The 25,053-nt window shown below is 36.6% G+C and carries 21 protein-coding genes and 1 riboswitch; all 21 genes read right to left on the reverse strand.

Features of this window, described 5'->3' with window-relative positions; translation table 11 throughout:
* Positions 1-311: 311 nt before the first annotated feature.
* The 21 genes from VK90_RS07225 to VK90_RS07325 all read right to left on the reverse strand — a co-directional run bounded on the left by VK90_RS07225 (position 312) and on the right by VK90_RS07325 (position 24,908).
* Positions 312-1,178 (reverse strand): 2-oxoacid:ferredoxin oxidoreductase subunit beta, encoded by an 867-nt coding sequence (locus tag VK90_RS07225; protein WP_048371596.1) that lies wholly within the window; start codon positions 1,176-1,178, stop codon positions 312-314.
* Complete coding sequence (locus tag VK90_RS07230) at positions 1,165-2,922, reverse strand: 2-oxoacid:acceptor oxidoreductase subunit alpha (protein ID WP_025148375.1); 1,758 nt, start codon at positions 2,920-2,922, stop codon at positions 1,165-1,167. The genes VK90_RS07225 and VK90_RS07230 overlap by 14 nt, the downstream gene beginning before the upstream one ends.
* Before the next feature lie 227 nt (positions 2,923-3,149).
* Entirely contained in the window at positions 3,150-4,073 is a 924-nt protein-coding gene (locus VK90_RS07235) for a dipeptidase (protein ID WP_048371598.1), read from the reverse strand.
* Between the two features lie 59 nt (positions 4,074-4,132).
* Positions 4,133-4,393, reverse strand: a complete 261-nt coding sequence (gene spoVS / locus VK90_RS07240; protein WP_000404341.1) for a stage V sporulation protein SpoVS — start codon at positions 4,391-4,393, stop codon at positions 4,133-4,135.
* Positions 4,394-4,542: 149 nt separating this feature from the next.
* On the reverse strand, positions 4,543-5,337 hold the full coding sequence (locus tag VK90_RS07245; RefSeq protein ID WP_002173056.1) for a TIGR00282 family metallophosphoesterase: 795 nt from the start codon (positions 5,335-5,337) through the stop codon (positions 4,543-4,545).
* Between the two features lie 179 nt (positions 5,338-5,516).
* On the reverse strand, positions 5,517-7,082 hold the full coding sequence (gene rny, locus VK90_RS07250) for a ribonuclease Y (protein ID WP_025148373.1): 1,566 nt from the start codon (positions 7,080-7,082) through the stop codon (positions 5,517-5,519).
* Positions 7,083-7,563: 481 nt separating this feature from the next.
* Positions 7,564-8,595: a recombinase RecA gene (gene recA, locus VK90_RS07255; protein ID WP_001283855.1), complete on the reverse strand. Its 1,032-nt coding sequence runs from the start codon at positions 8,593-8,595 to the stop codon at positions 7,564-7,566.
* Between the two features lie 143 nt (positions 8,596-8,738).
* Positions 8,739-9,977, reverse strand: coding sequence for a competence/damage-inducible protein A (locus tag VK90_RS07260; protein ID WP_002173058.1), 1,239 nt, complete (start codon positions 9,975-9,977; stop codon positions 8,739-8,741).
* Between the two features lie 20 nt (positions 9,978-9,997).
* Positions 9,998-10,576, reverse strand: a complete 579-nt coding sequence (pgsA, locus tag VK90_RS07265) for a CDP-diacylglycerol--glycerol-3-phosphate 3-phosphatidyltransferase (RefSeq protein WP_002173059.1) — start codon at positions 10,574-10,576, stop codon at positions 9,998-10,000.
* A 63-nt stretch (positions 10,577-10,639) separates the two neighbouring features.
* Positions 10,640-11,551, reverse strand: coding sequence for a helix-turn-helix domain-containing protein (locus tag VK90_RS07270; RefSeq protein ID WP_048371602.1), 912 nt, complete (start codon positions 11,549-11,551; stop codon positions 10,640-10,642).
* Between the two features lie 21 nt (positions 11,552-11,572).
* Positions 11,573-12,358, reverse strand: a complete 786-nt coding sequence (locus VK90_RS07275) for a DUF3388 domain-containing protein (RefSeq protein ID WP_000574107.1) — start codon at positions 12,356-12,358, stop codon at positions 11,573-11,575.
* Between the two features lie 139 nt (positions 12,359-12,497).
* Positions 12,498-12,746 (reverse strand): DUF3243 domain-containing protein, encoded by a 249-nt coding sequence (locus VK90_RS07280; protein ID WP_025148368.1) that lies wholly within the window; start codon positions 12,744-12,746, stop codon positions 12,498-12,500.
* A gap of 75 nt (positions 12,747-12,821) precedes the next feature.
* A complete protein-coding gene (gene ymfI, locus VK90_RS07285) occupies positions 12,822-13,535 on the reverse strand; it encodes an elongation factor P 5-aminopentanone reductase (RefSeq protein ID WP_002173062.1) in 714 nt (237 codons plus the stop codon).
* Positions 13,536-13,651: 116 nt separating this feature from the next.
* Entirely contained in the window at positions 13,652-14,938 is a 1,287-nt protein-coding gene (yfmH, locus tag VK90_RS07290) for an EF-P 5-aminopentanol modification-associated protein YfmH (protein ID WP_048371604.1), read from the reverse strand.
* Positions 14,939-16,213 carry an EF-P 5-aminopentanol modification-associated protein YfmF gene (gene yfmF / locus VK90_RS07295; protein ID WP_002173064.1) on the reverse strand — a complete coding sequence of 425 codons (1,275 nt, stop codon included), beginning with the start codon at positions 16,211-16,213 and terminating at the stop codon, positions 14,939-14,941. It abuts the gene before it with no gap.
* A gap of 210 nt (positions 16,214-16,423) precedes the next feature.
* Positions 16,424-17,383, reverse strand: a complete 960-nt coding sequence (locus VK90_RS07300) for an ABC transporter permease (protein WP_025148365.1) — start codon at positions 17,381-17,383, stop codon at positions 16,424-16,426.
* Positions 17,384-18,442 (reverse strand): ABC transporter permease, encoded by a 1,059-nt coding sequence (locus VK90_RS07305; protein WP_048371606.1) that lies wholly within the window; start codon positions 18,440-18,442, stop codon positions 17,384-17,386.
* Entirely contained in the window at positions 18,435-19,967 is a 1,533-nt protein-coding gene (locus VK90_RS07310; RefSeq protein ID WP_048371608.1) for an ABC transporter ATP-binding protein, read from the reverse strand. Before VK90_RS07310 ends, VK90_RS07305 begins: the two co-directional genes overlap by 8 nt.
* Positions 19,968-20,084: 117 nt before the next feature.
* Positions 20,085-21,161 carry a BMP family lipoprotein gene (locus VK90_RS07315; protein ID WP_025148362.1) on the reverse strand — a complete coding sequence of 359 codons (1,077 nt, stop codon included), beginning with the start codon at positions 21,159-21,161 and terminating at the stop codon, positions 20,085-20,087.
* Positions 21,162-21,250: 89 nt separating this feature from the next.
* Positions 21,251-21,976, reverse strand: a complete 726-nt coding sequence (locus tag VK90_RS07320) for a GntR family transcriptional regulator (RefSeq protein ID WP_048371610.1) — start codon at positions 21,974-21,976, stop codon at positions 21,251-21,253.
* Between the two features lie 233 nt (positions 21,977-22,209).
* Positions 22,210-22,311, reverse strand: a riboswitch (purine riboswitch).
* Positions 22,312-22,514: 203 nt separating this feature from the next.
* Positions 22,515-24,908 carry a DNA translocase FtsK gene (locus VK90_RS07325; protein ID WP_048371612.1) on the reverse strand — a complete coding sequence of 798 codons (2,394 nt, stop codon included), beginning with the start codon at positions 24,906-24,908 and terminating at the stop codon, positions 22,515-22,517.
* Positions 24,909-25,053 lie beyond the last annotated feature (145 nt).

Here is a 25,053-nt window from a genome sequence, read left to right on the forward strand (position 1 = left end):
TCGATCTAATCATCCGTAAGAATGAAGTCTTCCCCACACCAATAGACATTCCCTATTATTATTTCATCTTGTCCTATTGAAAAGCATATTGCTTTATCCTTATACACATTATCATAGTATAGAGCCTTTAGCCAACTTTAACGAAGAATAAGCCTTATCTTATATTACATTTCACAGTTAATGAACATGCTATTTTTATACAACGATTCATATATTATTTTATCATTCCGAATTTTCTAAGTAAATAAATCTGCTAATTATTTTTATCTCACTCAAAAAAGGTTGCCAAACGGCAACCTCCTCTTCTATCATTACATAAATTCAGCAACAAGCTCATCAAACATCTTCTGATCCATATTTAAATCAGCTTGCACTAAAGGCTTTTCACTATAGTCTTTTACAAGTTCTTGGTACGAAGGCTGCTCTGTATTTTGATAAATTAAACCTGTTACTAACCCGTTATTCTCCATTAATGTTTGCATAGCCATCATGCGATTAGATGGATCATATCCTTCTACTGTACTTAGCTTCGTTAAATTCTCTTTAAACCAATCATAAGTATTTACTTTATTGTAAGTAACACATGGACTAAATACGTTAATAAATGAAAATCCTTTATGATTAATACCAGCTTCAATAATTTGTGTTAATTCTTTTAAATCACTTGAAAAGCTTTGCGCCACAAATGTCGCACCAGCTGTTAAAGCCATTTCCATAACATTTAGCGATGGTTCAATTGAACCTTGTGGTGTACTTTTCGTTTTAAATCCAGCTTCACTACGTGGTGAAGTTTGACCTTTTGTTAATCCATAAATTTGGTTATCCATTACGATGTACGTAATGTCAATGTTACGACGAATAGAATGGATTGTATGTCCCATACCAATCGCAAAACCATCACCGTCACCGCCTGATGCGATAACTGTTAAATCACGATTTGCCATTTTCACACCTTGTGCGATTGGAAGAGCACGTCCGTGAATACTATGCAAACCATATGAATTAATATAACCTGAAATACGACCTGAACAGCCGATACCAGAAATAACAGCTAGCTCATCTGGATTTAAACCAACGTTAGCTGCCGCACGTTGAATTGCAGCTTGCACTGAGAAGTCTCCGCAACCTGGGCACCAGTTTGGTTTTACACTGTTACGAAAGTCCTTAAATGTTGCCATTTAATACAACCCCTTTTTTGCATTCGTTGTAAATCTCTTTTGGCAAGAATGGGTTTCCATCATATTTTAAAAGACTAGAAATTTTCTCACCATTACCAAGATTCATTTTCATAATGTTAGCAAGCTGACCAGTTGCATTGTTTTCTACGACTACAACACGCTTCGCCTTTTTCACAAGTGGATCGATTTCAGCCGTTGGGAATGGATGAATTAAACGTATATGTGCGTGGTTTACTTTCATTCCTTCTTGTTCTAAACGCGCCATCGCCTCTTCGATCGCACCACGAGTTGAGTTAAATCCAACAAGCAATACGTCTGCGTCATCATGCTTAGCATTTTTATAAACAGGGGTATTAAACTGCAAGTTCGCCATTTTACGGAAACGTTTGTCCATTTGATCTTTACGATTTAACGCTGATTCAGATGGTTTACCCGTTTCATCGTGTTCTACACCTGTAACATGGTGAATACCATTTTTCATACCAGGTAAAACACGTGGTGAAACTCCATCTTCTGTTACTTCATAACGCTTGAAGTATGCTTTATTTTCACGTTCTGGTAATTCCACTTCTAAGTCAAGCTTACCGCGACGAATTTCAACTTTATCTAACTTAAGTGGTTCTACTGTTTGCTTTCCTAAAGAAAGCTGTAGATCTGTTAAGAAGATAACAGGCACTTGATATTCTTCCGCTAAGTTGAATGCTTCTACAATATCATAGAAAGCTTCTTCAACTGTACTTGGCGCCATTACGATCTTTGGAATTTCACCATGCGTTCCGTAAATCATCGCCATTAAGTCTGACTGCTCTTGTTTTGTTGGTAAGCCCGTACTTGGACCACCACGTTGTGTATCAACAATAACTAGCGGTGTTTCAGTAATACCTGCTAAGCCAATTGCTTCCATCATTAAAGAAAGCCCAGGACCAGCAGATGCAGTTAATGTACGAACACCAGCATAGTTTGCACCGATCGCCATTGTACAAGCTGCGATTTCATCCTCAGTTTGGATTACTGTTCCGCCAACTTTCGGTAATTTTTTAATTAAATATTCCATGATTTCAGATGCAGGTGTGATTGGATATGCAGACATAAAACGTGCACCACCAGCTACCGCACCAAATGCGATTGCGTCGTTTCCAATCATAAACATGCGTTTCTGACCGTCAGCTTTTTCAAGCTGCATCATGTTTACTTTCTCACCAAGCAATTCTTTCATATATTGAGAGCCGCGTTTAATTGCTTCCATATTCTTTTTAACGACTTGCTCTCCTTTACGGCCAAAGATTTCTTCAACAACCTCTAAATAAGCTGTCTCGTCTAACCCTAATACCGCACTAGATGCCCCAACAGCAACCATGTTTTTCATTAAAGATGTACCTAATTCTGAAGCGATATCTGTAAACGGTATCACATATAGATTTACATCTGTATTATCAGGTATTGTCGGATTAAATTTCGCATCCGCAACTACAATTCCACCTGGACGTAGTTCGTGGAAGTTAAAATCAATTGTTTCTTGATCAAAAGCAATTAAAATATCTAAATCATCTGAGATCGCGCGTACTTCTGTTGTACTTACACGAATTTTATTATTTGTATGGCCGCCTTTAATACGTGATGAGAAGTGGCGGTAACCGTATAGGTAATATCCTAATCGGTTTAATGCAATACAGAAGATTTCTCCTGTACTTTCAATTCCTTCACCTTGTTGGCCTCCAACTTTCCATGAAAGTTGACTAATCATCTCCTACACCCCTTTTGGCTGCATTCATTGTAGTGTATTTTTTTACAGTAATAGTTTAGCATTTTTTATACAAATAAACTACAATGGACGCAAATTATGCCTCTTCTGATTTCCCTGAATCTTTAGTATAATGCTATTTCGTTTACCATTCTAGTATTAGGTCTTAAAAAAATCAATAAATTCAAGTGAATTTATTTTAATTTTTCTGAATTTTTAAAAACAAATACTTAGAAAGTAACACGGTCAATAAAATTTTTATACAAAAATCGTTCTACAATTGATTCACTATACTTTTTACACAATTGATTAATTATATTTTCATAATCTCTATACGCTTCTACACCTACAATAGTTTCTATAATCCCATCAAAATCAGAACCAAACCCTGTATTTTTTTCTCCACCCAATGAACAAATATATTCCACATGCCTTAATATATCTGTTATATTCGCTTGTCTTTCATTCGTTAAAAATTGTGGTACGAAAGTGACACCAATAATGCTATTTTTCTTTATGAGAGCTCTTATTTGTTCATCGTTTAAATTGCGTGGATGTTGACAAAGTTGATGACAGTTTGAGTGAGATACAATTGGATTTTCAGCAATTTCTATAACATCCCAAAAGCTTCTTTCATTCAGATGCGACAGATCGGTCCATACATGTAACGTATTAAGCTCTTGTACAACTTGTCTACCAAAGCTAGTTAAGCCTGCACCACGTGTCTCTAGTGCCCCATCAGCTAATAAATTGGCATAGTTCCATGTTAATCCAAAAGAACGTACACCTAAGCGATAAAACAGACGTAATTTCATCGCATCTTTTCCAATAGCTTCGCATCCTTCTAATGTTAATAGCGCTCCAATCTCGTCCTGTTTTAGCATGTTAATATCATCTTTTGTCTGAATAAACTTCATTCCTGGTAGCGATAGAATTTCACTATGAAAAATATCTATCATTTGTAGCGCAACTTCAAAGCGATTTTCATACGCTACTGTTTCTGGTACATATATAGCAAAACATTGTATACTTCCTTTTCTTTGTTTTAATTGTTCAAATGTAATATGTAATTGTGAATCATTCTGAAAATCTTTCTTTCCCTTTGCACTCCATAACTGAAAGAGCACATCACAATGAGCATCAAAAATTTTCATTTTCATTCCTCCATTATAAAAACAACCTGTTTGCATACATGCAAACAGGTTGTTTAAACTTAACGAGGTTCTACAATTAATTTTATCGCTGTACGCTCTTCACCATCAATCATAATATCTGTAAACGCTGGGATACAAATCAAGTCCAAACCGCTAGGCGCTACAAATCCTCTTGCAATTGCTACTGCCTTTACCGCTTGGTTCAATGCACCTGCACCAATAGCTTGAATTTCTGCTGTTCCGCGTTCGCGAATAACACCTGCAAGTGCACCAGCTACAGAATTAGGGACCGACGTTGCTTTAACTTTTAATATTTCCATTCCGCGTTTCCTCCTCGTTTCTATAAAAAGTAATAGCAATTATTTCACTTTAACTTATATTCACGAGGAATGGCACGTATTCCTGCTAAATTTCCGTAATTTTTCTAAAAAATTAAAATATAATGACTTCTCTAACTTTTCGTTAAAAATCACTCAAAAAACGGCTGGTCATCATTAATTAAAATGCGCTCAATTTTCTTCGCTTTCCCTGTATTAGGATCCACATCAATTAACACTGCACTTAATTGTGTTCTACCATTCGTTACTTCAAAACGTACTGGTAAGTTCGTTAAAAACTTCTTCAATACCGCTTCGCGATCCATACCTAAAATCCCATCATACGGGCCTGTCATACCAACATCTGTAATATAAGCTGTTCCGCTTGGTAAAATACGATTATCAGCTGTAGGAACGTGTGTATGTGTACCTACTACCGCTGTAGCGCGACCGTCTACGTACCAACCTAACGCCTGCTTCTCGCTTGTCGTTTCAGCATGAAAATCAATAAAGATAATGTTTGTACGTTTTTTTGCAATGTTGATTAGCTCATCCACTTTACGGAATGGACAATCAATTGGAGGAAGGAAAGTACGTCCTTGTAAGTTAATAACTGCAACTTCTGTTCCGTTACAATTTACAAAGATCAGCCCTTTTCCTGGCGTCCCCTCTGGGAAGTTAGCTGGTCTTGCAAGATATTTTGCATCATCAATAAATTCAAATACTTCACGGTTATCCCAAGCATGGTTTCCAAGTGTAACCGCTTGTGCCCCGCACTCTAAAAAGTTTCGATATATTTTTTCCGTAATTCCACGTCCACCCGCAGCATTTTCTCCATTAATGATTGTTACTGTAGGTGTATATTTTTTCTTTAATGCCGGTACGTACTGTTGAATCATGTCTCTACCAGGAGATCCTACTACATCCCCAACGAATAATATTCTCATATGTCTTACCCTTTCTATGTACTACATTTTTTACTACCATGCTATAACTTGAAGCGATTCCCCTTACAATAGTAACAATTTATCTATTATAAGTTTCTTTCACTTGCATGCAACTCATAATTAATTTTCTTTATTTTGCCCAATTCCAACACAAAAAAATAAAGTGGTGTTTCACCACTTTATTTTGCGTATTCCACTGCACGCGTTTCACGAATAACAGTTACTTTAATATGTCCTGGATAATCCAGTTCATTTTCAATACGTTTTCGAATATCACGAGCTAAACGATGAGCTTCTAAATCATCAATTGTATCTGGTTTTACCAGAATACGAACTTCACGTCCTGCTTGAATTGCGAAAGATTTTTCTACGCCTTCATAAGACTCTGAAATCTCTTCTAACTTTTCAAGACGACGAATGTAGTTTTCAAGCGTTTCACTACGAGCTCCTGGTCTTGCAGCTGATAATGCATCTGCTGCAGCAACTAGAACTGCAATGATAGAAGTTGGTTCCGTGTCACCATGGTGAGATGCGATACTGTTTATAACAACCGGATGCTCTTTATATTTCGTTGCAAGTTCAACACCAATTTCAACGTGGCTACCTTCTACTTCATGATCAATCGCTTTTCCGATATCATGTAATAGACCCGCACGTCTTGCTAGTTTTTCATCCTCGCCAAGTTCCGCTGCCATAAGTCCAGTTAAATACGCTACTTCCATAGAATGTTTTAAGACGTTTTGCCCATAGCTTGTACGGTATTTCAAACGACCTAAAATCTTAATTAAATCTGGGTGTAAACCATGAACACCCACTTCAAACGTTGTTTGCTCTCCGACTTCGCGAATATACTCGTCCACTTCACGTCTTGATTTTTCAACCATCTCTTCAATACGCGCTGGATGAATACGTCCGTCCTGTACTAGTTTATCAAGAGCGATACGAGCTGTTTCACGACGAATTGGATCGAATCCTGATAGGATTACCGCTTCTGGTGTATCATCGATAATAAGGTCAATACCTGTTAACGTTTCTAGCGTACGAATATTACGACCCTCACGTCCGATAATACGCCCCTTCATTTCGTCGTTTGGAAGATTTACAACCGAAACGGTTGTTTCAGCAACATGATCAGCTGCACATCTTTGCATTGCAAGAGATAAAATCTCTTTTGCCTTCTTATCCGCTTCTTCTTTCGCGCGAACTTCACTTTCTTTTACCATAACGGCAATTTCATGAGAAACTTCACTTTCCACTTTACCAAGAATAATTGCTTTCGCTTGTTCGCGTGTCAGATTGGAAATGCGCTCTAATTCCGTTTGTTGCTTTTGAACTAACTCTCCCACTTTGCTTTCCAACTCTTCAATCTGTTGTTGTTTCGCTACAAGAGATTCCTCTTTCTTTTCTAACTGTTGCTCGCGCTTATCGAGCGTTTCGTCTTTACGATCAAGGTTCTCTTCTTTTTGCATTAAACGATTTTCTTGTTTTTGTAATTCGCTTCTACGGTCACGAATTTCTAATTCAGCTTCTGTACGAAGTGTATGAATTTCATCCTTTGCTTCTAAAAGCGCTTCTTTCTTAAGTGCTTCAGCATCGCGATTCGCTTCGTCTAGAATACGTTTCGCTTCATTAGCTGCACCGTTGATCTTCGCTTCAGCAATAGACTTTCGAACAAAAAAGCCAACAACTGCACCGACTGTTGCAAGCAAAATGGAGATGAGTATCCAAACTGTACTACTCGTCATGATTTCACCTCCCCTTGCTATGAATGAAAAAAGACTGTCGACATGTACATTGAATTACAACGTACAGCAAAGACCGTCGTCCCGCTTTTTTAAGGGACTTTCTTCATTTCACAATTAAAATGTCATATTATTATTTCGGCAAGATTTAAGTCTTACTCCGAATATTACTTCTCTTCTTGAGAAGAGTGTATCGTATATAAGAAAAAATATACATTCTCATTGTATCTATCGCAATTTTCATTGTCAAGCGTTGTCTACTTTTACTTTCTTTACCTTCAGCCCTGAATCTTATCTGAATTCGAAAAGTAAATAGCATATTATCCTGGAAAACCTTAGTGAATCCCAATTCATTTACTTAAAATATATAAATATTCCCCTTTACACATAGCCTTTTGGATAGAATAAATATTTTATCTCCAGCTATATACAGCGCTTTCATAGCGAATTAAAAATAAAAGACACGGGACCGTGTCTTTTATTTTTAATCTTGAAGAGTTGAATCTTCCGTGTCTTCAACACCAGAGTCTTCACCAATTCCGTGATGCTCACGAACAAAGAAGGCAATTTCCTCTCTTAAATCCGTATTCTCTTTTAAGAATTGCTTCGAATTTTCACGACCTTGTCCTAAGCGTTCTTCATTATAAGAGTACCAAGCACCACTCTTTTGAACGATATCAAGTTCAGAAGCCATATCTAAGATTTCACCTTCTCTTGAAATACCTTCTCCGTACATAATATCAACTTCAGCAACACGGAATGGTGGTGCTACTTTATTTTTAACTACTTTTACTTTCGTTTTATTACCAACGATGTCGTTACCTTGCTTTAATTGCTCAGCACGACGTACTTCAAGACGAACAGTTGAATAGAATTTCAACGCACGACCACCTGGAGTTGTTTCTGGGTTTCCGAACATAACCCCAACTTTTTCACGAATTTGGTTGATAAAGATTGCGATTGTTTTTGATTTATTAATTGCACCTGAAAGTTTACGAAGTGCTTGTGACATTAAACGTGCCTGTAAACCAACGTGTGAGTCACCCATATCCCCTTCGATCTCAGCTTTCGGTACAAGAGCTGCTACAGAGTCAATTACGATAATGTCAACCGCGCCACTTCGTACAAGTGCTTCTGCGATTTCTAGTCCTTGCTCCCCTGTATCAGGCTGCGATAATAGTAATTCATCGATGTTAACACCTAATTTTTGTGCATATACAGGATCCATCGCATGCTCCGCATCAATGAACGCTGCTTGTCCACCTTGACGCTGTACTTCCGCGATTGCGTGTAATGAAACTGTTGTTTTACCTGAACTCTCAGGTCCATAAATTTCAATAATACGGCCACGTGGGTATCCGCCTACCCCTAGTGCCACATCAAGTGCTAAAGAACCACTTGAAATTGTAGAAATTCTACGTTCCGCTTGTTCTCCTAATTTCATAATTGAACCTTTACCGAATTGCTTCTCTATTTGTTTTAACGCCATATCTAATGCCGCTTGACGATCACTCATTCAAAATTCCTCCTTAGCTGAATTGCTAATCTTATTATACCTATTTTCAATTCAATTTGCCAACAAAAATCGAACATTTATTCGTTTTTTTTATTTTCCATCAAATAAAACTCGATTTACCCACAAAAAAAACTAGAAGAAATTTATATCTCTTCTAGCTTTTTATATAAATGATAAAATCCATATTTTGCAGAGCGTTCTCTAATTTGTTGACGACTTCCACTCAAATTAAGTGGGAAGACTACAGCTGGTTCATCTTTAATCGCCAATCCAACAAATACTGTGCCTGGTTCTTTATGTTCTGAAGCATCCGGTCCTGCCACCCCAGTAAAACTAATTCCGATATCCGCTTTTAACAGTTTCTTTACATTTTCAGCAAGATAACGAGCACACTGTTTACTAACCGCACCATCAGTACGCAACACTTCTTCAGGTACATGTAAAATTTGTTGCTTCACATCATTTTGATAACAAATGACACCGCCTTTAAATACAGACGAAACACCAGCATTTTCTGTTACTTGATTTCCAAAGAGACCACCTGTTAAACTTTCTGCACATGCTAAAGTTAACCCTTTTTCCTTCAATAACTCTACTACCTTGTAATGAAGGAAATCTTGGTCATATCCGTAGAAAAATTCTCCTACTCTTTCTAAAATCAAATCTTCCACATGCTGAATTAGTTTCTCCGCCTCATCAGCATCATGATGTTTGGCAGTCAAACGTAATGTCACTTCTCCATCATTTGCAAGTGGTGCAATTGTCGGATTCGTTTGTTCATCAATTAAATCTTGGACTTTCACCTCTAATTGAGATTCCCCAATACCAAAAAAGCGAAGAACACGAGAATAAATATTTTCACCCGTTGTAAAATTACGTAAAAAAGGCTCTACGTAACTTACATACATCGGCTTCATTTCTTTCGGTGGTCCCGGTAATAAAATATAAACTTTCCCGTTCTTATTTAACCCCATACCTGGCGCCATACCGTGATCATTCGCAAATACTGTCGATCCATTTAAAACGAGCGCCTGCTTTTTATTATTCTCCGTAAATTCACGGCCTGTACGCTTAAAATAATCGCTTATCGATATTAATGCCTTTTCATCATACACAAGCTCTTCATTTAAACTAGACGCTATTGTTTCTTTCGTTAAATCATCCTTTGTCGGTCCTAATCCACCTGTAAAAATGAGCATATCAGCGCGTTCTTCAGCAACTTCAATTGCCTTCTGTAATCGCTTGTTATTATCCCCAACCACAGTATGGTAGTACACATTAATTCCGATTGAAGCTAACTTTTCAGATAAAAACTGGGCATTTGTATTTGCAATTTGTCCAAGTAATAATTCAGTTCCAACCGCAATAACTTCAGCATTCATCCCAATTCCCCCATAAACTTCTATTTTGAGTTTACAAAAGCAGTTCTATTTTTCCAGAAATAATCCCATCCTGAAATAACGGTAAAGATTAATGCAATCCATATGAAAATATCTGCAACTGGGATATGGATTAAATTTAACGGTACATCGTGTAATAAATATGCTGCAATCGCAATAATTTGAGTCCACGTCTTAATTTTCCCTAGCTGATTTGCTGCAACTACTTCCCCTGTTCCAGCAAGTACAAGGCGCAAACCTGTTACTGCAAACTCACGGCTTATAATTACAATAACGATCCAAGCGGGTACATATTGCATTTCTACTAATGTGATAAGTGCTGCCGAAACAAGTAATTTATCTGCTAACGGATCAAGGAATTTCCCTAAATTCGTTACAAGATTATACTTTCTTGCATAATATCCATCAATCCAATCTGTAGCTGAAGCAATAATAAAGATAAGTGCCCCTGCTAAATGTTGAATTGGTAAATCAACATCACCAATTGTAAATGAGCCCCAATCAAACGGCGCTAGCATAATTACCATAAAAATTGGAATTAAGCAGATTCTAGATATTGTAATTTTATTTGGTAAATTCACAGCTATTCCTCCATCATGTCAAAAACATTTGTTCATTGAAAAAAGTCATCGAAGCGATGACTGTTATTGTGCAGGTTGCCCTATCCCTTGGTTTTTTATCACCAATCTTTGGTGATATTCTTTTTCTGGATCTAATGGGAAGGTAACCACTTGGCCATTCAGTTTAATTTCAACATTCGGTGCACTTCCAATATTAAGTCGCACTTCTTTTGCTGTTGATAAATCACGTTTTTCTGTTTGACCACTTTGTACTGTAGTGTTTAGAATTTCGTTACCCGCATCATCTTTAACATCTACATAACTTGCACCCTTTGCTGAGATTTCCAGTTCTAATGTTTTATTATTATGAATTTCCAAAGTAGATACCTTACCAGTTGTTCCAACTACTTTCACTTCTTGTTGTCCAGTTGGTTGCGCTGGTTGCTCCTCTTTCTTTGGTTCTTCTTTTTTTGGTTCTTCTTTTTTTGGCTCTTCCGCTTTTACTTCATCTTTCTTCGTATCTAGCGGAGAATCTTTTGCTTTTTGAACTTCAATTTTCTCACTTTGAGCATTTGGAACTTGTCCGTCATCTTTTCCAGTTAACATTTGAATCACAAACCAAACTACTACTCCAAATACGATTACTAATAACGCAATTAAAATCTTTGGCATATGATCTGCAATTGGCCATGATGAAGATTTCTGCATTGTTTCTTGTGTTTTTTGTCCAGTTGATACTTGTGGAACTTCACGATTTTCAGATTGTGGTATTGTGCTCTGATATTCTACAAGCAGTTCCTCTCCATTTAATCCAACAGCATCTGCATATTGTTTAATGAATGCACGCGCATAAAAAGCTCCTGGCAACACATCGTAATTGCCTTCTTCAATCGCTACTAAATGGCGTTTTTGAATTTTTGTAATCTCATGCAGCTGATCCATAGACAAGCCTTTTGCTTCTCTTGCTTCTTTCAGCTTTTGTCCTAATTCCGTCACTACTAACACCTCAATATTTCTTTAAAAGTCGAACATAGAGAAATTATTTTGCGTACCTTGCTCAATTTCATCTACTAAATTATATTGAATTTCTTCATCATAATCGTTACGCAATTCGATAATATAATCAAAATCATCCAACGTGTATTCTGACTGACTCACAAATACATCCGGATGTTCCACAACTTTCGTTGCAGGCAATCTCATTATTTCACGAACGAGCTGCCAATGCCTTTCATTTGCACGCTTTGTTGACACGATTCCATCTAGTATGAAAATATTATCGTCGCTATACTCATCTTCAATCAATTGACTACGAACAGTTTGCTTAATAAGAGTAGATGATACAAATAACCACCTCTTATTTGCACAAACACTTGCGGCAACAATGGATTCTGTTTTTCCAACACGAGGCATTCCTCGTATTCCAATTAGTTTATGACCTTCTTTTTTCATTATCTCCGCCATAAAGTCTACAAGTAATCCTAATTCATCACGCACAAATCGAAATGTCTTCTTATCATCTGCATCTCGTTGTATGTACCTACCATGTCTAACCGCTAGCTTATCTCTAAGCTTTGGCGGACGATATTTCGTTACCGTTATATTATCCATAGTATTTAAAATTGATTCAAGTCTAGAGATTTGCTCTTGATTATCACACATAAGCAAAAGCCCACGTCGTGCATTATCTACACCATTAATTGTGACAATATTGATGCCAAGCATACCGATTAACGAAGAAACGTCACCAAGCAAGCCAGGTCGGTTCTTATGTATTTCATATTCAAAATACCATTCAATCATCCAAGATCACTCCCCCACGCTTACTTTACACCTACGTACTATATTATATGATTTCACCTTAATAGGGAAGCTAAATGTATAATCTATTCCGTGTAATTATTATACAAAAAAAGTAGAGAGGAGCTTCTCCTCTCTACTTTTACTTATGTTGTACAAATTTCACCATTAAATTTGCAATTGTATGTTGCTCTTGTTCATCAGCAACTTTCCAAAGTTCAGCTAACAATTTTTCTTGGTCATTGCGCGCTTCCACTTCATTAGCTAGATAATCTCCAACGCGAAATGCCATATCTGATACTGCACCACCATCAAGCCCTTTTCCTTCCGCTTGTTCTAAACGTTCTCCTAAAAAGCTTTTCCACTGATCAAAGTTTTCTAACACTGTCATGTTTAAGCACCTCACTATTGAGTAATAGAATCATGCTTAATTTGTACAATTTCTTGTTTTTTATGTAAGAATTTTTTAGCAATGCCAACCGCCATTCACTCCGATAATTTGCCCCGTAATATAAGAAGCTCCTGGTGAAACGAGGAAGGAGACTGTTTTAGCTACCTCTTCTGGCAACCCTAATCTACCTAATGGAATATCTTCAGCAATTTCAGTTTTATCCTCTTCTGAAAATACACTTAACATCTCTGTCTCGATTGCCCCTGGCGCTACCGCATTAACACGCAATCCACTTAAAGAAACTTCTTTTGCTAAAGCTTTCACATATGAATTTTGTGCCCCTTTTACCATTGAGTACAGTACCTCACAAGATGCTCCTATTTGCCCCCAAATAGATGAAATAATGACAACATTACCACTTCTCCGCCCGATCATCGGTGGAAGTGCCATCGATAGAAGTCTATATACACTCTTCACTTGAAGCTCCACCATATAATCTAATTCTTCATTCGTAACATCTGTTACTAATCCAAAGATACTCTTTCCAGCTGCGTATACGATAACATCAATCGGATGTTCGATTTGTCCCCATAATTCCTCAGCGCCATCTTTAGAAGCTAAATTCGCTTGAACAGGAATTACTTCACCAAATTTCTTCTGTAACTCCCTTACCTTCTCTTCGCTTTTATTGTAATGAATATAAACTGTATAACCATCTTCGATTAACTGCTTCGAAATAGCAGAGCCAATCCCTCCGCTCCCTCCAGTTACTAATGCATACTTTTTCATAAATTCCCTCTCTTATCTTTTACGTATAAATAAATAATACCCTCATCTTACCATTTGGCAATAACCAAACGTTAGATGAGGGATTTAGATACTGCGTTTTTTATTCAAATATCACTTTATTTTTTTGGCAACACTTGGCAAACACTCATTTTCTCTTCAATTAATAATGTTTTCGCTGCCTGTTGTAAGTCTTGAACAGTTAATCCTTCCAACACTGTAAGAGCATCAAATAAACTAGATTCATTAAACGCATAACGTGTAAACTGATTTGCAATATACTCAGGTGAATTCAATGAGCGTAAGAATCCACCAATTTTCTTTTTCTTCACACGTTCCAATGCCACCTCATCTAGCTGATCATAATTTGTTTGTAGTAAAATCCCTTTTAACCGATCTGCCAATTCGTCAGGCTGCTTCGTATCGCCGCCAACCATTGCAAAACCGAAGTTATTTTCTTCTGTATAGTCATACGAGAACGAATCATCAATAAGACCTTCGTTATATAGAGTTTCGTAATGAACTGACCCTTTCCCAAATAAATAATCTAAAAGTAATGTAAGCGCAATTTCTTGTTTTAAAAGGGCTTTCCCTTTTTCTTTCAAATTTGTCGCCTTAATACCAACTAGACATTTCGGAGTTTGAACAGGCATTGAAATAATCTTTTTCTTTTCATTTACTTCTTCTGGTTCCTCTTCAAAAGAGCGCACAATTTCCGGTTGGTTTTCATAATCTTTTTTCGCTTGGTTTTCTCGTACTAAATCCATTGTTTTTTCAGGGTCAATTGCTCCAACAACAAACATTAACATATTGCTCGGATGATAAAATGTTTCATAACATTCATACAAAAGGTCTTTTGTAATTTTACTAATCGACTCAATTGTCCCTGCAATATCAATTTTAATTGGATGTTTAACAAACAAACTATCGATTAATCCAAAATATAAACGCCAGTCTGGATTGTCTTGGTACATTTGAATTTCTTGGCCAATAATACCTTTTTCTTTTTCAACCGTTTTTTCAGAGAAATACGGTTCTTGGACAAAATTTAACAACGTATTTAAATTTTGCTCTACATTTGATGTACAGGAAAAGAGGTAAGCAGTTCTCGTAAAGGATGTAAAAGCATTTGCCGATGCTCCTTGTTTACTAAATAATTGGAACGCGTCATGGTCCTCTTTTTCAAACAGTTTATGTTCAAGGAAATGAGCAATTCCATCTGGTACACGAGTCATTTCTTCTTTTCCAAGCGGAACAAATGTATTATCAACGGAACCGTACTTCGTCGTAAATGTTGCAAATGTTTTGTTGAAGCCTTGTTTCGGTAAAATATACACGTCTAATCCATTCGGAAGTTTTTCATAATATAGCGTCTCTTTTAATTGCTCATACTCAATCTTCTCCATTTATTCTCCCTCCGTTCCATGTAAAAAGTAAATTGTATCTAGTTCAATATTATTAGCAACTTTCACAATTTCTTCTTTCGTCACGTTTTCTATGCCCGTTAGCCATTCTTCAACTGGACGCGTACGCTCTGAAATAACGCCGTGATAAAGCATTTCCACAAAACCACGTGGTGTATCAATTGCCTCTAATATTTGATTTTGAATTACACTTTTCGTTTGTTGAATCTCTTCTTCTGAAAAATCACCGTTTTGCATTGCTTTCATCTGTTCTTTAATAATTTCAACTGCTTTTTCAAAGTTCTTCGCTTCAATTCCAGACATAACAAAGAGCAAACCTTTATGACTTTCAAATCTCGATGCTGCATAGTACGCTAAACTATTTTTTTCACGGACATTTACGAATAACTTCGAATGAGAAAACCCTCCAAATAATCCGTTAAACAATTGTAATGCAAAATAATCTTCATCTTTATACGTAACGAATGTGCGATAGCCGATATTTAATTTACTTTGCTTTAATTCTTGTTTTTCAACAATTTCCTTTTCTTCATTATTTCGTTTATGAAGAAGTACATTCCGCTCTTTCACAGTACGAGGGGAAATAGAGAAATATTTACTTACAAGTTCAACAGCATCTTCTGAAATGTCACCAATGATGTATAGATCCATTTCATCTTCAGCTAACACTCTTTGATAAAATTGATACAAACTTTCATTTGTAATGGGAGCAACACTCTCTTTTTTCCCATTTGCACTTAAACGATACGGCTCTACTTTGCACATTTCTTCTACTAATCGTTCATTTGCATAACGCATTTTATCATCATAAGTTGCTTCAATACGTTGCAAAAGTGCTCGTTTCTCACTTTCTACTATAGAAGGTAAAAAACCGTTCCCTTCTGTTGCTGGATGTAAAACAATATCAGATAACATAGAAAGTGCTTTTTCAAATAGCGGCGGTGCATCGCGTAAGTATGTTTCATTTGCGATGTCTACATAAATAGAAATGATATGATCTTCCCCTTTTTTACTTACATCTACTGCTAAAGAAGATCCGTACAATTCTTCTAAATATTGACGAAGGCGAATTACAGAAGGCAGCTTTTCCGTCGCACTTTGTAACACGTATGGCAATAGGGCGCGCTCTGTCACCGTCTCCTCATTTAAAGGTGCTTTGAAACGAAATACAAAGGTATTTGTTTTATATTTGTCAGTCGGAATAATATGTACTCGCAAGCCACCTAATTCATGCATTTGCTGTTCCATTAGTTTCATTTATAGCCCTCCTTTACGTATGTAGGAATATTCCTCTTCAATATACAGTTTTTAGAAATGAAAAATCAACTTTTCTTCCTTATTATGTTTACATATGACTCATTCTAAAAACTTTAATATGTAAGGAACATATTAAAATCCCGTATTAAATATATTCTATGTAAAAAAGCCCGCACTAATGTGCGAGCTTTTCTTATACTTTCTAAATACTCATCGTTTTCCTTTTTCATAAGGCGTTCCTAATGCTTTCGGGGCTTCAGATCGACCTACAAAACCAACAAGTGCTAATATTGTGAATACATACGGTAATATCGTTAATAAAACACTTGGAATTTGATCTAATACAGGAATGGTTCCACCTGTTACACTAAGAGATTGTGCAAAACCAAAGAATAGAGCTGCACCTAGCGCACCTAGTGGGTTCCACTTCCCAAAGATCATAGCAGCTAAAGCTAAGAAACCTTGTCCTGTAATAGTTGCCCCTGAGAAGTTATTAGAAATTGACATTGCAAAAATCGCTCCACCAATCCCAGCAAACACTCCTGATATACAAACGGCTATATAACGCATTTTATATACATTAATCCCCATCGTATCCGCTGCCATTGGATGTTCACCAACAGCACGTAATCGAAGACCGAACGGTGTTTTATAAATAACATACCAAACAACAAATGCTAAAATAATGGCAATATACGACGTTATTGGTACGTTTGAGAAGAATACTTTTCCGATAACTGGAATATCTGAAAGACCTGGAATGTCAATCTTTTCGATACGGTACTGAATAAAGTCAGTTTGCCCTTTATCAAAAATTTTCTTGATTGCAAATACTGTTAAGCCAAGAGATAAGAAGTTAATCGCTACACCACTTACAACTTGATCAGCTCGGAATGTAATAGATGCTAACGCATGAAGTAATGCGAATAATCCACCACCAATTGCTGCAAATAATAACGCAATCCATGGGGTCATCGTTCCCCAAGTATCACCCATTAATAGGTTTGTAACAACTCCAATAAATGCACCAAATAGCATTAGTCCTTCTAACCCGATATTTACAACACCCGATCGTTCACTAAATACACCACCTAATGCTGTAAAAATTATAGGCGCTGATGTATATAACGTCCCAGTTACAAGAATGGCTAATATATCTAAAAAGCTCATTTATTTCCCCTCCTTGCTCATGCGTGTAAGCGCCCATCTTAAAACATAACTACATGCAACAAAGAAGATGATACATGCAATAATTACATTAATTAGCTCTGATGGTACGTCTGCCTCAAAGTTCATTTGAGGGGAAGCACTTTTCAAACCACCAAATAATAATGCTGAAAGAATAATACCAAACGGGTTATTTCCTCCAAGTAATGCTACAGCAATCCCGTCAAATCCTACTCCTGTAAACGAAGACATCGCTGTCATACTTTGGAATGTTCCTAACCCTTCCATTGCTCCACCAATCCCCGCAAATGCACCAGCAATTGTCATGGAGAATACTACATTACGGGAAACTTTCATACCTGCATATTGAGAAGCATTTTGATTAAACCCTACCGACTTTAATTCATAGCCTAAAGTTGTTCGGTCTAATAAGAACCACATTAAGATAGCTATTAAAATTGCTACAATGATTCCCCAGTGAAGGCGTGAACCATCAGTAATGGAAGCAAGCCAATCTGAAGATAGTGATGCGCTCTCTTTAATGTCGTACGTTTTATCATTACCCGCATGTAAGAAACGCTTAATAATGTCATATGTTACATATAACGCGATATAGTTCATCATAATTGTTACAATAACTTCATTAACTTGAAACTTTCCTTTTAAATACCCAGGAATGAATCCCCATATTCCGCCTACCAGTGCTGCAAATAAAATAGATAATGGAATATGAAGAAAAGCTGGTAGGGAAACTGCATAACCGAACCAAACCGCCGCAAGCCAACCAACTAACAATTGACCCTCTACCCCGATATTAAATAAACCTGTACGAAATGCAAATGCCACCGATAATCCAGCAAGAATAAGTGGTATCATAGTGCGAAGCGTCTCACCAATCGCACTTGCACTACCAAACATACCTGTCCAAAGTGCACTATAACCAACAATTGGATCATAGCCACTAACCAACATTACAATCGCTCCAACAATTAAACCAAAAATAACGGATAGTACTGGGACTAAAATATTTATCGTTCGCTCTGTTAAAAGTTTTTTAGCCATTTGTACCCACCTGCTCTTTCTTTGTTCCTCCAGCCATCAATAATCCAAGCTGTTGTTCGTTCGTTTCTTTCGCATCAACAATCGCTACAATTTTCCCTTCATATATAACAGCAACTCGATCACTTACATTTAAAATTTCATCCAGCTCTAAAGATAGGAGCAATACTGCCTTACCATTATCTCTCTGCTCAATTAATTTTTTATGAATAAATTCAATCGCACCTACATCTAAACCACGTGTTGGCTGTGCTGCAATTAATAAATCCGGATTACGATCTACTTCACGTGCAATAATCGCTTTTTGTTGATTACCTCCAGATAGAGCGCGTGCTAGCGTTTGTTCACCGGGTGTACGTACATCAAATTGTTCAATGAGTGCCTTTGCTTTTTCTGTGATTTTGCTGAAATTTAAAATCCCCTTCTTTGAAAATGGATTTTTATAGTACGTTTGCAAAACTATATTGTCTCTAACAGAAAAATCAAGAACTAGTCCGTGCTTATGACGGTCTTCTGGAATATGACCAATTCCTTCTTCTGTAATTCTTCGAACAGGCCAATTCGTTATTTCTTTACCTTTAATTGCAATAGAACCTGACTCAACTTTTCGTAAACCAGTAATTGCTTCTATTAATTCGCTTTGTCCATTTCCATCGATCCCTGCAATACCAACAATTTCCCCCGCACGAACAGTTAAGTCAAGGCCTTTTACAGCAGGTAATTGGCGTGCATCTTGAACAACAAGATTTGCAATAGAAAGTACTTCTTCTTTTGGCGTAGCGTCTATTTTTTCTGTTTTAAAATTCACTTGACGTCCGACCATTAATTCTGCAAGTTTATGTTCATCCGTATTTGCAACGTCAACAGTTCCAATCCCTTTTCCTTTACGAATAATCGTACAGCGATCGCAAACTTCCATAATTTCTTTCAATTTATGAGTAATAAGAATGATAGATTTCCCTTCTTGCACAAGCTTTTTCATAATTTGAATAAGTTCATGAATTTCTTGGGGAGTTAACACCGCAGTCGGCTCATCAAATATTAAAATCTCTGCACCGCGATAAAGTGTTTTTAATATTTCAACCCTTTGCTGCATCCCAACCGAAATATCTTCAATCTTCGCATTTGGATCAACAGCTAAGCCGTACTGTTCAGATAATTGTTTAATTTCTTTCGCAGCTTCCTCAACAGCAATTTTCCCTTTTTTCTTCGGTTCATTTCCGAGAATAATATTCTCTGTAACTGTAAAATTATGAACAAGCATAAAGTGCTGATGGACCATTCCAATCCCAAGGTCATTTGCTATATTAGGATTTGTAATTTTTACAGAATTTCCTTTAATTTTAATTTCACCTTGTTCTGGTTGGTACAAACCAAATAGTACATTCATCAATGTGGATTTCCCTGCACCATTTTCTCCAAGTAAAGCATGTATTTCTCCCTGCTTTACTTGCAGCGTAATATCATCATTCGCTACAATGCCTGGGAATACTTTCGTAATGTTATTCATCTCAATTACGTATTCCATTGTGTTCCTCCTTTTAACAGGGAACATTCCCCTATTACACTATTAACTTATTAAGCAATTCGGAAGTTTTATACATACAAAGGTTAGTTCTATGAACTAACCTTTGCTATTTCTCTATTATTTTTTTAGAGAAGCTTCATATTCTTTATACTCTTTATCTGTAGCTGGCACTTTAATTTCACCATCTGTAATTTTCTTTTCAAACTCTTCTACTTTTGTTAAAATTTCAGGGTTAACTTTTTTCACATTGTCAGTTGTTTTTGCAATGCCAATACCCTCATCTTTTAAACCAAACGCTTCTACTTTACCGCCTTTTAACTTGCCGTCTTTCGCTTCTTTCGCTACTTTTTCTACAGCGATATCAACGCGTTTTACCATTGAAGTTAACGTTACATTTTCAGGCATACCTTCTTGATTTTGGTCACGGTCAACACCAATTACCCAAACATTTTCACCTTTTTTCTTACGGTTTTTCGCTTCAGTGAATACACCGTTACCAGTACCACCAGCAGCATGATAAATAACATCTACACCTTGACCGTACATTGCTGATGCAAGAACTGTACCTTTTTCAGGTTTATCGAATGCTTCTGCATATTCAGATACGATTTCAATATTTGGATTTACTGCCTTTGCCCCAGCTTTAAATCCATTTTCGAATTTACTAATTAAATCACTCTTCATTCCACCAACAAATCCTACTTTATTCGATTTTGTTGACATAGCTGCTACAGCACCTACAAGGAATGATCCTTCATGATCTTTAAATGTAATACTTGTTACGTTCGGTGCATCTACAACAGTATCTACGATTGCAAATTGTTGTTTCGGAGATTCTTTTGCCACTTCTTTAATTGCACCCTCTAATTTATAACCAATTCCGAAAGTTAAATCATATTTATCTTTTGAGAATTTTTTTAAATTCGGAATATAATCAGCTTCTTTTTCAGACTGAAGATAACGATAATTTGTCTTTTCTTTTAAGCCATTATCTTTACCAAACTTTTGTAACCCTTCCCAAGAAGATTGGTTAAATGACTTATCATCAACGCCCCCAACATCTGTTACCAAACCAACTTTAAAGTCTTTATCACTCTTTTTATCACTACTCACCTTATCCGAATTACCACATGCACCTAACACTGCACTTGCCGCTAACGTTAACGATAATAAAAGACCTGTTTTTTTCTTCATACTAGAAACCCCTCCTGAAATGATATGTCTATTTTTTATACGCTGCTGTCCCCTACTTCTTGATGTCACCTCCCTAAAAAGGAACTTACCTACATACGTTTTCTTAATACGTGGAAGCTAAACTTGTCAGCTCTAAAGTAATTAATAGAATATAAGATTGGCTCATCATTTTGATCATAGTGCATTTGCTTTAAAACTAGCAGTGCCGTTTCAGGCTCACATTCTAAAATCGGTGAAATTTTCGGATGATAACCTATTGGCTCAATGTGAGCAACTGCATATGTGATACGCTTGTGCGTGTTATTATGTATGACTGTAAGCAATGATTCCTCATTGTATCCCGATAAATCTGGTAGTATCTCTTTCGCTAACTTATCGATACAGTACACAACAGGTTCCCCATCTGCTGTACGAACACGCTCAATCATCACTGCACTAAATCCATCATCACTATTAAACTTCTCTTTTTCTTCTTCTGTTAAAGTTGTTGTAGATGATGATAAGAAGATTGTTCCTGGTGTTTTCCCCACACTAGAAATCATATCTGTAATACTAGAAAGTTGCTCTATGCCAGAAGAGAATAGCGGCTTCGAATTTACAAATGTCCCTACACCATGTCTACGAATAACAACATTTTCTTCTTCTAAAATACGCAATGCTTCCCTTAAAGTTGCCCTACTTACACCAAGCTCTTTCGCTAGATCAAACTCTGAAGGTAGCTTTTGTTTTTCTTTGTAAGCACCATCTTTAATTTTTTCTTTGATGTGATCAATCACCCGTAAATATAGGTGACGACTATCCGATTTTACTGACATAAGACTCCCCCGCATTTCAATTATTCGACCTCTGATGTAAGACTTCTTTTCTCTTTTTTCAACTTACAACATAGTATAAATTACTACATACTAAAAATAAGCATAATTGTCGAATAAATATTAATAATTTTTCAAGATGAAATTTTCACTCTTTATCCCATAAAAAAAACTTTGCACCATAAACATTCCTCATTTCGAGAAAAAGTTCGGCACAAAGATCCCTTACATCCTTTGTTACACACTTTTCCCCTCATAGTCTAGCAATTCATGGTTGCCAGGTAGAAACTTATGGACCTTATCTCCAAGATTATATGAGGCAGTGATTCTTTTCGAAGTAATCGTACCACTTGCTCCCATATGTGTCAACATAATTCAACACTTTTCTACATTGAATATCGAACATTTAAAAAAACTTAATGAAAAACATTCGTATTCTAAAGGACACTCTAAAATGTAAGCCCTTTCTTAATTGCTAACTATAGTATATAACAGAAACAGCATATAAAAAAGCCTAATTGTAAAAACAATTAGGCTTTTTTTAAGAACTTTTTTCTTGTACATCTTTAATGAGTACTTCTCTCGGTTTACTACCTTCATAAGGACCTACTACACCATTCATTTCCATGGCATCAATTAAACGAGCCGCTCGCGTATATCCTACTCTAAATCTACGTTGTAACATAGAAACAGATGCTGTTTGCATTTCTACTACAAGCTGAACTGCTTCATCATACAATTCATCTTCTACTTCCTGTCTTGTTTCAGGAACATCTTGTGGAATCATATCCTCTTGATATTGCGCTTTTTGTTGTGCAACAACATATTCTACGACTCTCTCAACTTCATCATCAGATAAAAATGCCCCTTGTACACGAACAGGTTTCGATGCACCAATTGGTATGAACAACATATCTCCACGACCTAGCAATTTCTCAGCACCACCACCATCAAGAATCGTCCGAGAATCTGTTTGGGAAGATACAGCAAATGCAATACGTGATGGAATATTCGCCTTAATAACACCCGTAATAACGTCAACTGACGGACGTTGTGTCGCAATAATTAAATGAATACCAGCAGCACGTGCCATTTGTGCTAAACGCATAATTGCATCTTCTACATCAGAAGAAGCAACCATCATTAAATCAGCTAACTCGTCCACAATTACTACAATATATGGCAATTCAGGTTGTTTCGCTTCTGATTGGCTATTATGTTCTTTAATATGATCGTTATATCCTTCAATATTACGCGTTCCACTATGCGCGAACAATTCATAGCGACGCTCCATTTCACTCACAACTTTTTTCAACGCCTGTGACGCTTTTTTCGGATCAGTTACAACTGGTGTTAATAAGTGCGGAACCCCGTTATATACATTTAACTCTACCATTTTCGGGTCAATCATCATTAATTTTACTTCATGCGGTTTCGCACGCATTAAAATACTAACGATAATTCCATTAATACATACACTCTTTCCGCTACCAGTTGCACCAGCCACTAGTAAATGAGGCATTTTATTCAAACGTGCCAACACAGCTTCACCGGTAATATCACGTCCAAGACCGATTAATAACTTCTCTTCTGGATGGTTATTCGCCTTTGAATCTAGAACTTCTCTAAGCGTTACCATAGAAACTTCTGAATTCGGAACCTCAATCCCTACAGCTGATTTCCCGGGAATAGGTGCTTCAATACGAATATCTTTCGCAGCTAAAGCAAGTGCTAAATCATCACTTAAACTAACAATTTTACTTACCTTTACTCCCATATCAGGGTACACTTCATACTTCGTAACTGCAGGACCTCTATGTACTTTTGTTACTTTCGCTTTCACACCAAAACTTTGGAATGTACGTTCCAATTTACGAGCATTCTCATAAATTTCCGCATTTTCATTTGTAAGTTGTTTATTCTTTGGAAATTTCAATATATCAAGAGCAGGAAGCTTATAATCTTTATTTTCCACATTAGAAAATTGCATAGGTGGCGCTTTCGTTTCACTTTCTAGCGATTCAACGATTTTTTCTCCTCGTTTCTTTTGCGGTTGCTCTACTGGCGTAGGCGGAACTGCTTCTTCAATAAACGGAGATGTAATTGAATCATTTTCGTTCTCTTCTTCAATACGCTTTTCCGTCTCTTCACTTATTGGATAATTCTCAGTAAAATTCGAAATAATTGGTGGACCAATTTCTATTTCTTCTACCGGCTCAATAGCTTCTTCTTGTTCGGCAACACGTTCACGGCGCGTGCTTCTTGTCGTTTTTTTCTTTTCAGTTTGCTCGGCGACCCTTTTAGATCTCCAATCTTTATAATCCCCTTGCATCACTTGAAATTGACTTCTAAGTATTCTTCCTACTGGAGCAAGCACTTCTCCAATATGCTTATTTGTTATACAAAGTATTCCGAGGATAACTAAAATAATTCCAATGATATATGCTCCTACTTCATCAAATAAGAAGTAGCATGTTGCAAACATAAGCGCACCAAACATACCACCGCCTAAATGAACGCTATCTGGACCCTTTTTCATTTCAAGAAAGAAGTTATCTTTTGTACTAACAATAACAGATGTATTTTGCACTGCTCCATCTTTTGTAAGAAGATTAAATAATGTAATATGACTAAACATTAATATCGCTAATACAATTAAATAAACACCAATTAGCCGTTTATTTAAAAGGTTCGGCCACCCACGCTTTATGACGAACGCAACTGATAAAGCTATTACACCTAACACACCAATTATGTACCACTCACCAAAGAAGAAGCGAAAAAACAACACAAACGATTTCCCTACAACACCTAGCTGTAAAATCGTAATAATTGAAAGTGCAAAAAGAGTCAAACCGACGATTTCATAATACAAAGTTGGCTTTATCGTACGTCTTGCCTTTGCCTTCGTCCCTCTTTGCTTTTGTTTTGCCATTTCTTCACCTCATGTTCTAAAATTAAGTACAACTTCCTTATAAAAAAGCTCTACTTATATGTCTTTCTCTCTATTTTTCAGGTCTTTATATCTTCTATTTTTACACTTCTTGTAAAATGCTAAATAAACAGAAGAAAGCAGCCTA

The organism is Bacillus sp. LK2 (assembly GCF_001043575.1).
GTDB lineage: Bacteria > Bacillota > Bacilli > Bacillales > Bacillaceae_G > Bacillus_A > Bacillus_A paramycoides.

Excerpts from the sequence above, each read along its gene's own strand:
- VK90_RS07225 (WP_048371596.1), bottom strand. The coding sequence starts at position 1,178 with ATGGCAACATTTAAGGACTTTCGTAACAGTGTAAAACCAAACTGGTGC.
- VK90_RS07230 (WP_025148375.1), bottom strand. The coding sequence starts at position 2,922 with ATGATTAGTCAACTTTCATGGAAAGTTGGAGGCCAACAAGGTGAAGGA.
- VK90_RS07235 (WP_048371598.1), bottom strand. The coding sequence starts at position 4,073 with ATGAAAATTTTTGATGCTCATTGTGATGTGCTCTTTCAGTTATGGAGT.
- spoVS (WP_000404341.1), bottom strand. The coding sequence starts at position 4,393 with ATGGAAATATTAAAAGTTAAAGCAACGTCGGTCCCTAATTCTGTAGCT.
- VK90_RS07245 (WP_002173056.1), bottom strand. The coding sequence starts at position 5,337 with ATGAGAATATTATTCGTTGGGGATGTAGTAGGATCTCCTGGTAGAGAC.
- rny (WP_025148373.1), bottom strand. The coding sequence starts at position 7,082 with ATGACGAGTAGTACAGTTTGGATACTCATCTCCATTTTGCTTGCAACA.
- recA (WP_001283855.1), bottom strand. The coding sequence starts at position 8,595 with ATGAGTGATCGTCAAGCGGCATTAGATATGGCGTTAAAACAAATAGAG.
- VK90_RS07260 (WP_002173058.1), bottom strand. The coding sequence starts at position 9,977 with ATGAATGCTGAAGTTATTGCGGTTGGAACTGAATTATTACTTGGACAA.
- VK90_RS07275 (WP_000574107.1), bottom strand. The coding sequence starts at position 12,358 with ATGATTGAATGGTATTTTGAATATGAAATACATAAGAACCGACCTGGC.
- VK90_RS07280 (WP_025148368.1), bottom strand. The coding sequence starts at position 12,746 with ATGACAGTGTTAGAAAACTTTGATCAGTGGAAAAGCTTTTTAGGAGAA.
- ymfI (WP_002173062.1), bottom strand. The coding sequence starts at position 13,535 with ATGAAAAAGTATGCATTAGTAACTGGAGGGAGCGGAGGGATTGGCTCT.
- yfmH (WP_048371604.1), bottom strand. The coding sequence starts at position 14,938 with ATGGAGAAGATTGAGTATGAGCAATTAAAAGAGACGCTATATTATGAA.
- yfmF (WP_002173064.1), bottom strand. The coding sequence starts at position 16,213 with ATGAAACTAATGGAACAGCAAATGCATGAATTAGGTGGCTTGCGAGTA.
- VK90_RS07300 (WP_025148365.1), bottom strand. The coding sequence starts at position 17,383 with ATGAGCTTTTTAGATATATTAGCCATTCTTGTAACTGGGACGTTATAT.
- VK90_RS07305 (WP_048371606.1), bottom strand. The coding sequence starts at position 18,442 with ATGGCTAAAAAACTTTTAACAGAGCGAACGATAAATATTTTAGTCCCA.
- VK90_RS07310 (WP_048371608.1), bottom strand. The coding sequence starts at position 19,967 with ATGGAATACGTAATTGAGATGAATAACATTACGAAAGTATTCCCAGGC.
- VK90_RS07315 (WP_025148362.1), bottom strand. The coding sequence starts at position 21,161 with ATGAAGAAAAAAACAGGTCTTTTATTATCGTTAACGTTAGCGGCAAGT.
- VK90_RS07320 (WP_048371610.1), bottom strand. The coding sequence starts at position 21,976 with ATGTCAGTAAAATCGGATAGTCGTCACCTATATTTACGGGTGATTGAT.
- VK90_RS07325 (WP_048371612.1), bottom strand. The coding sequence starts at position 24,908 with ATGGCAAAACAAAAGCAAAGAGGGACGAAGGCAAAGGCAAGACGTACG.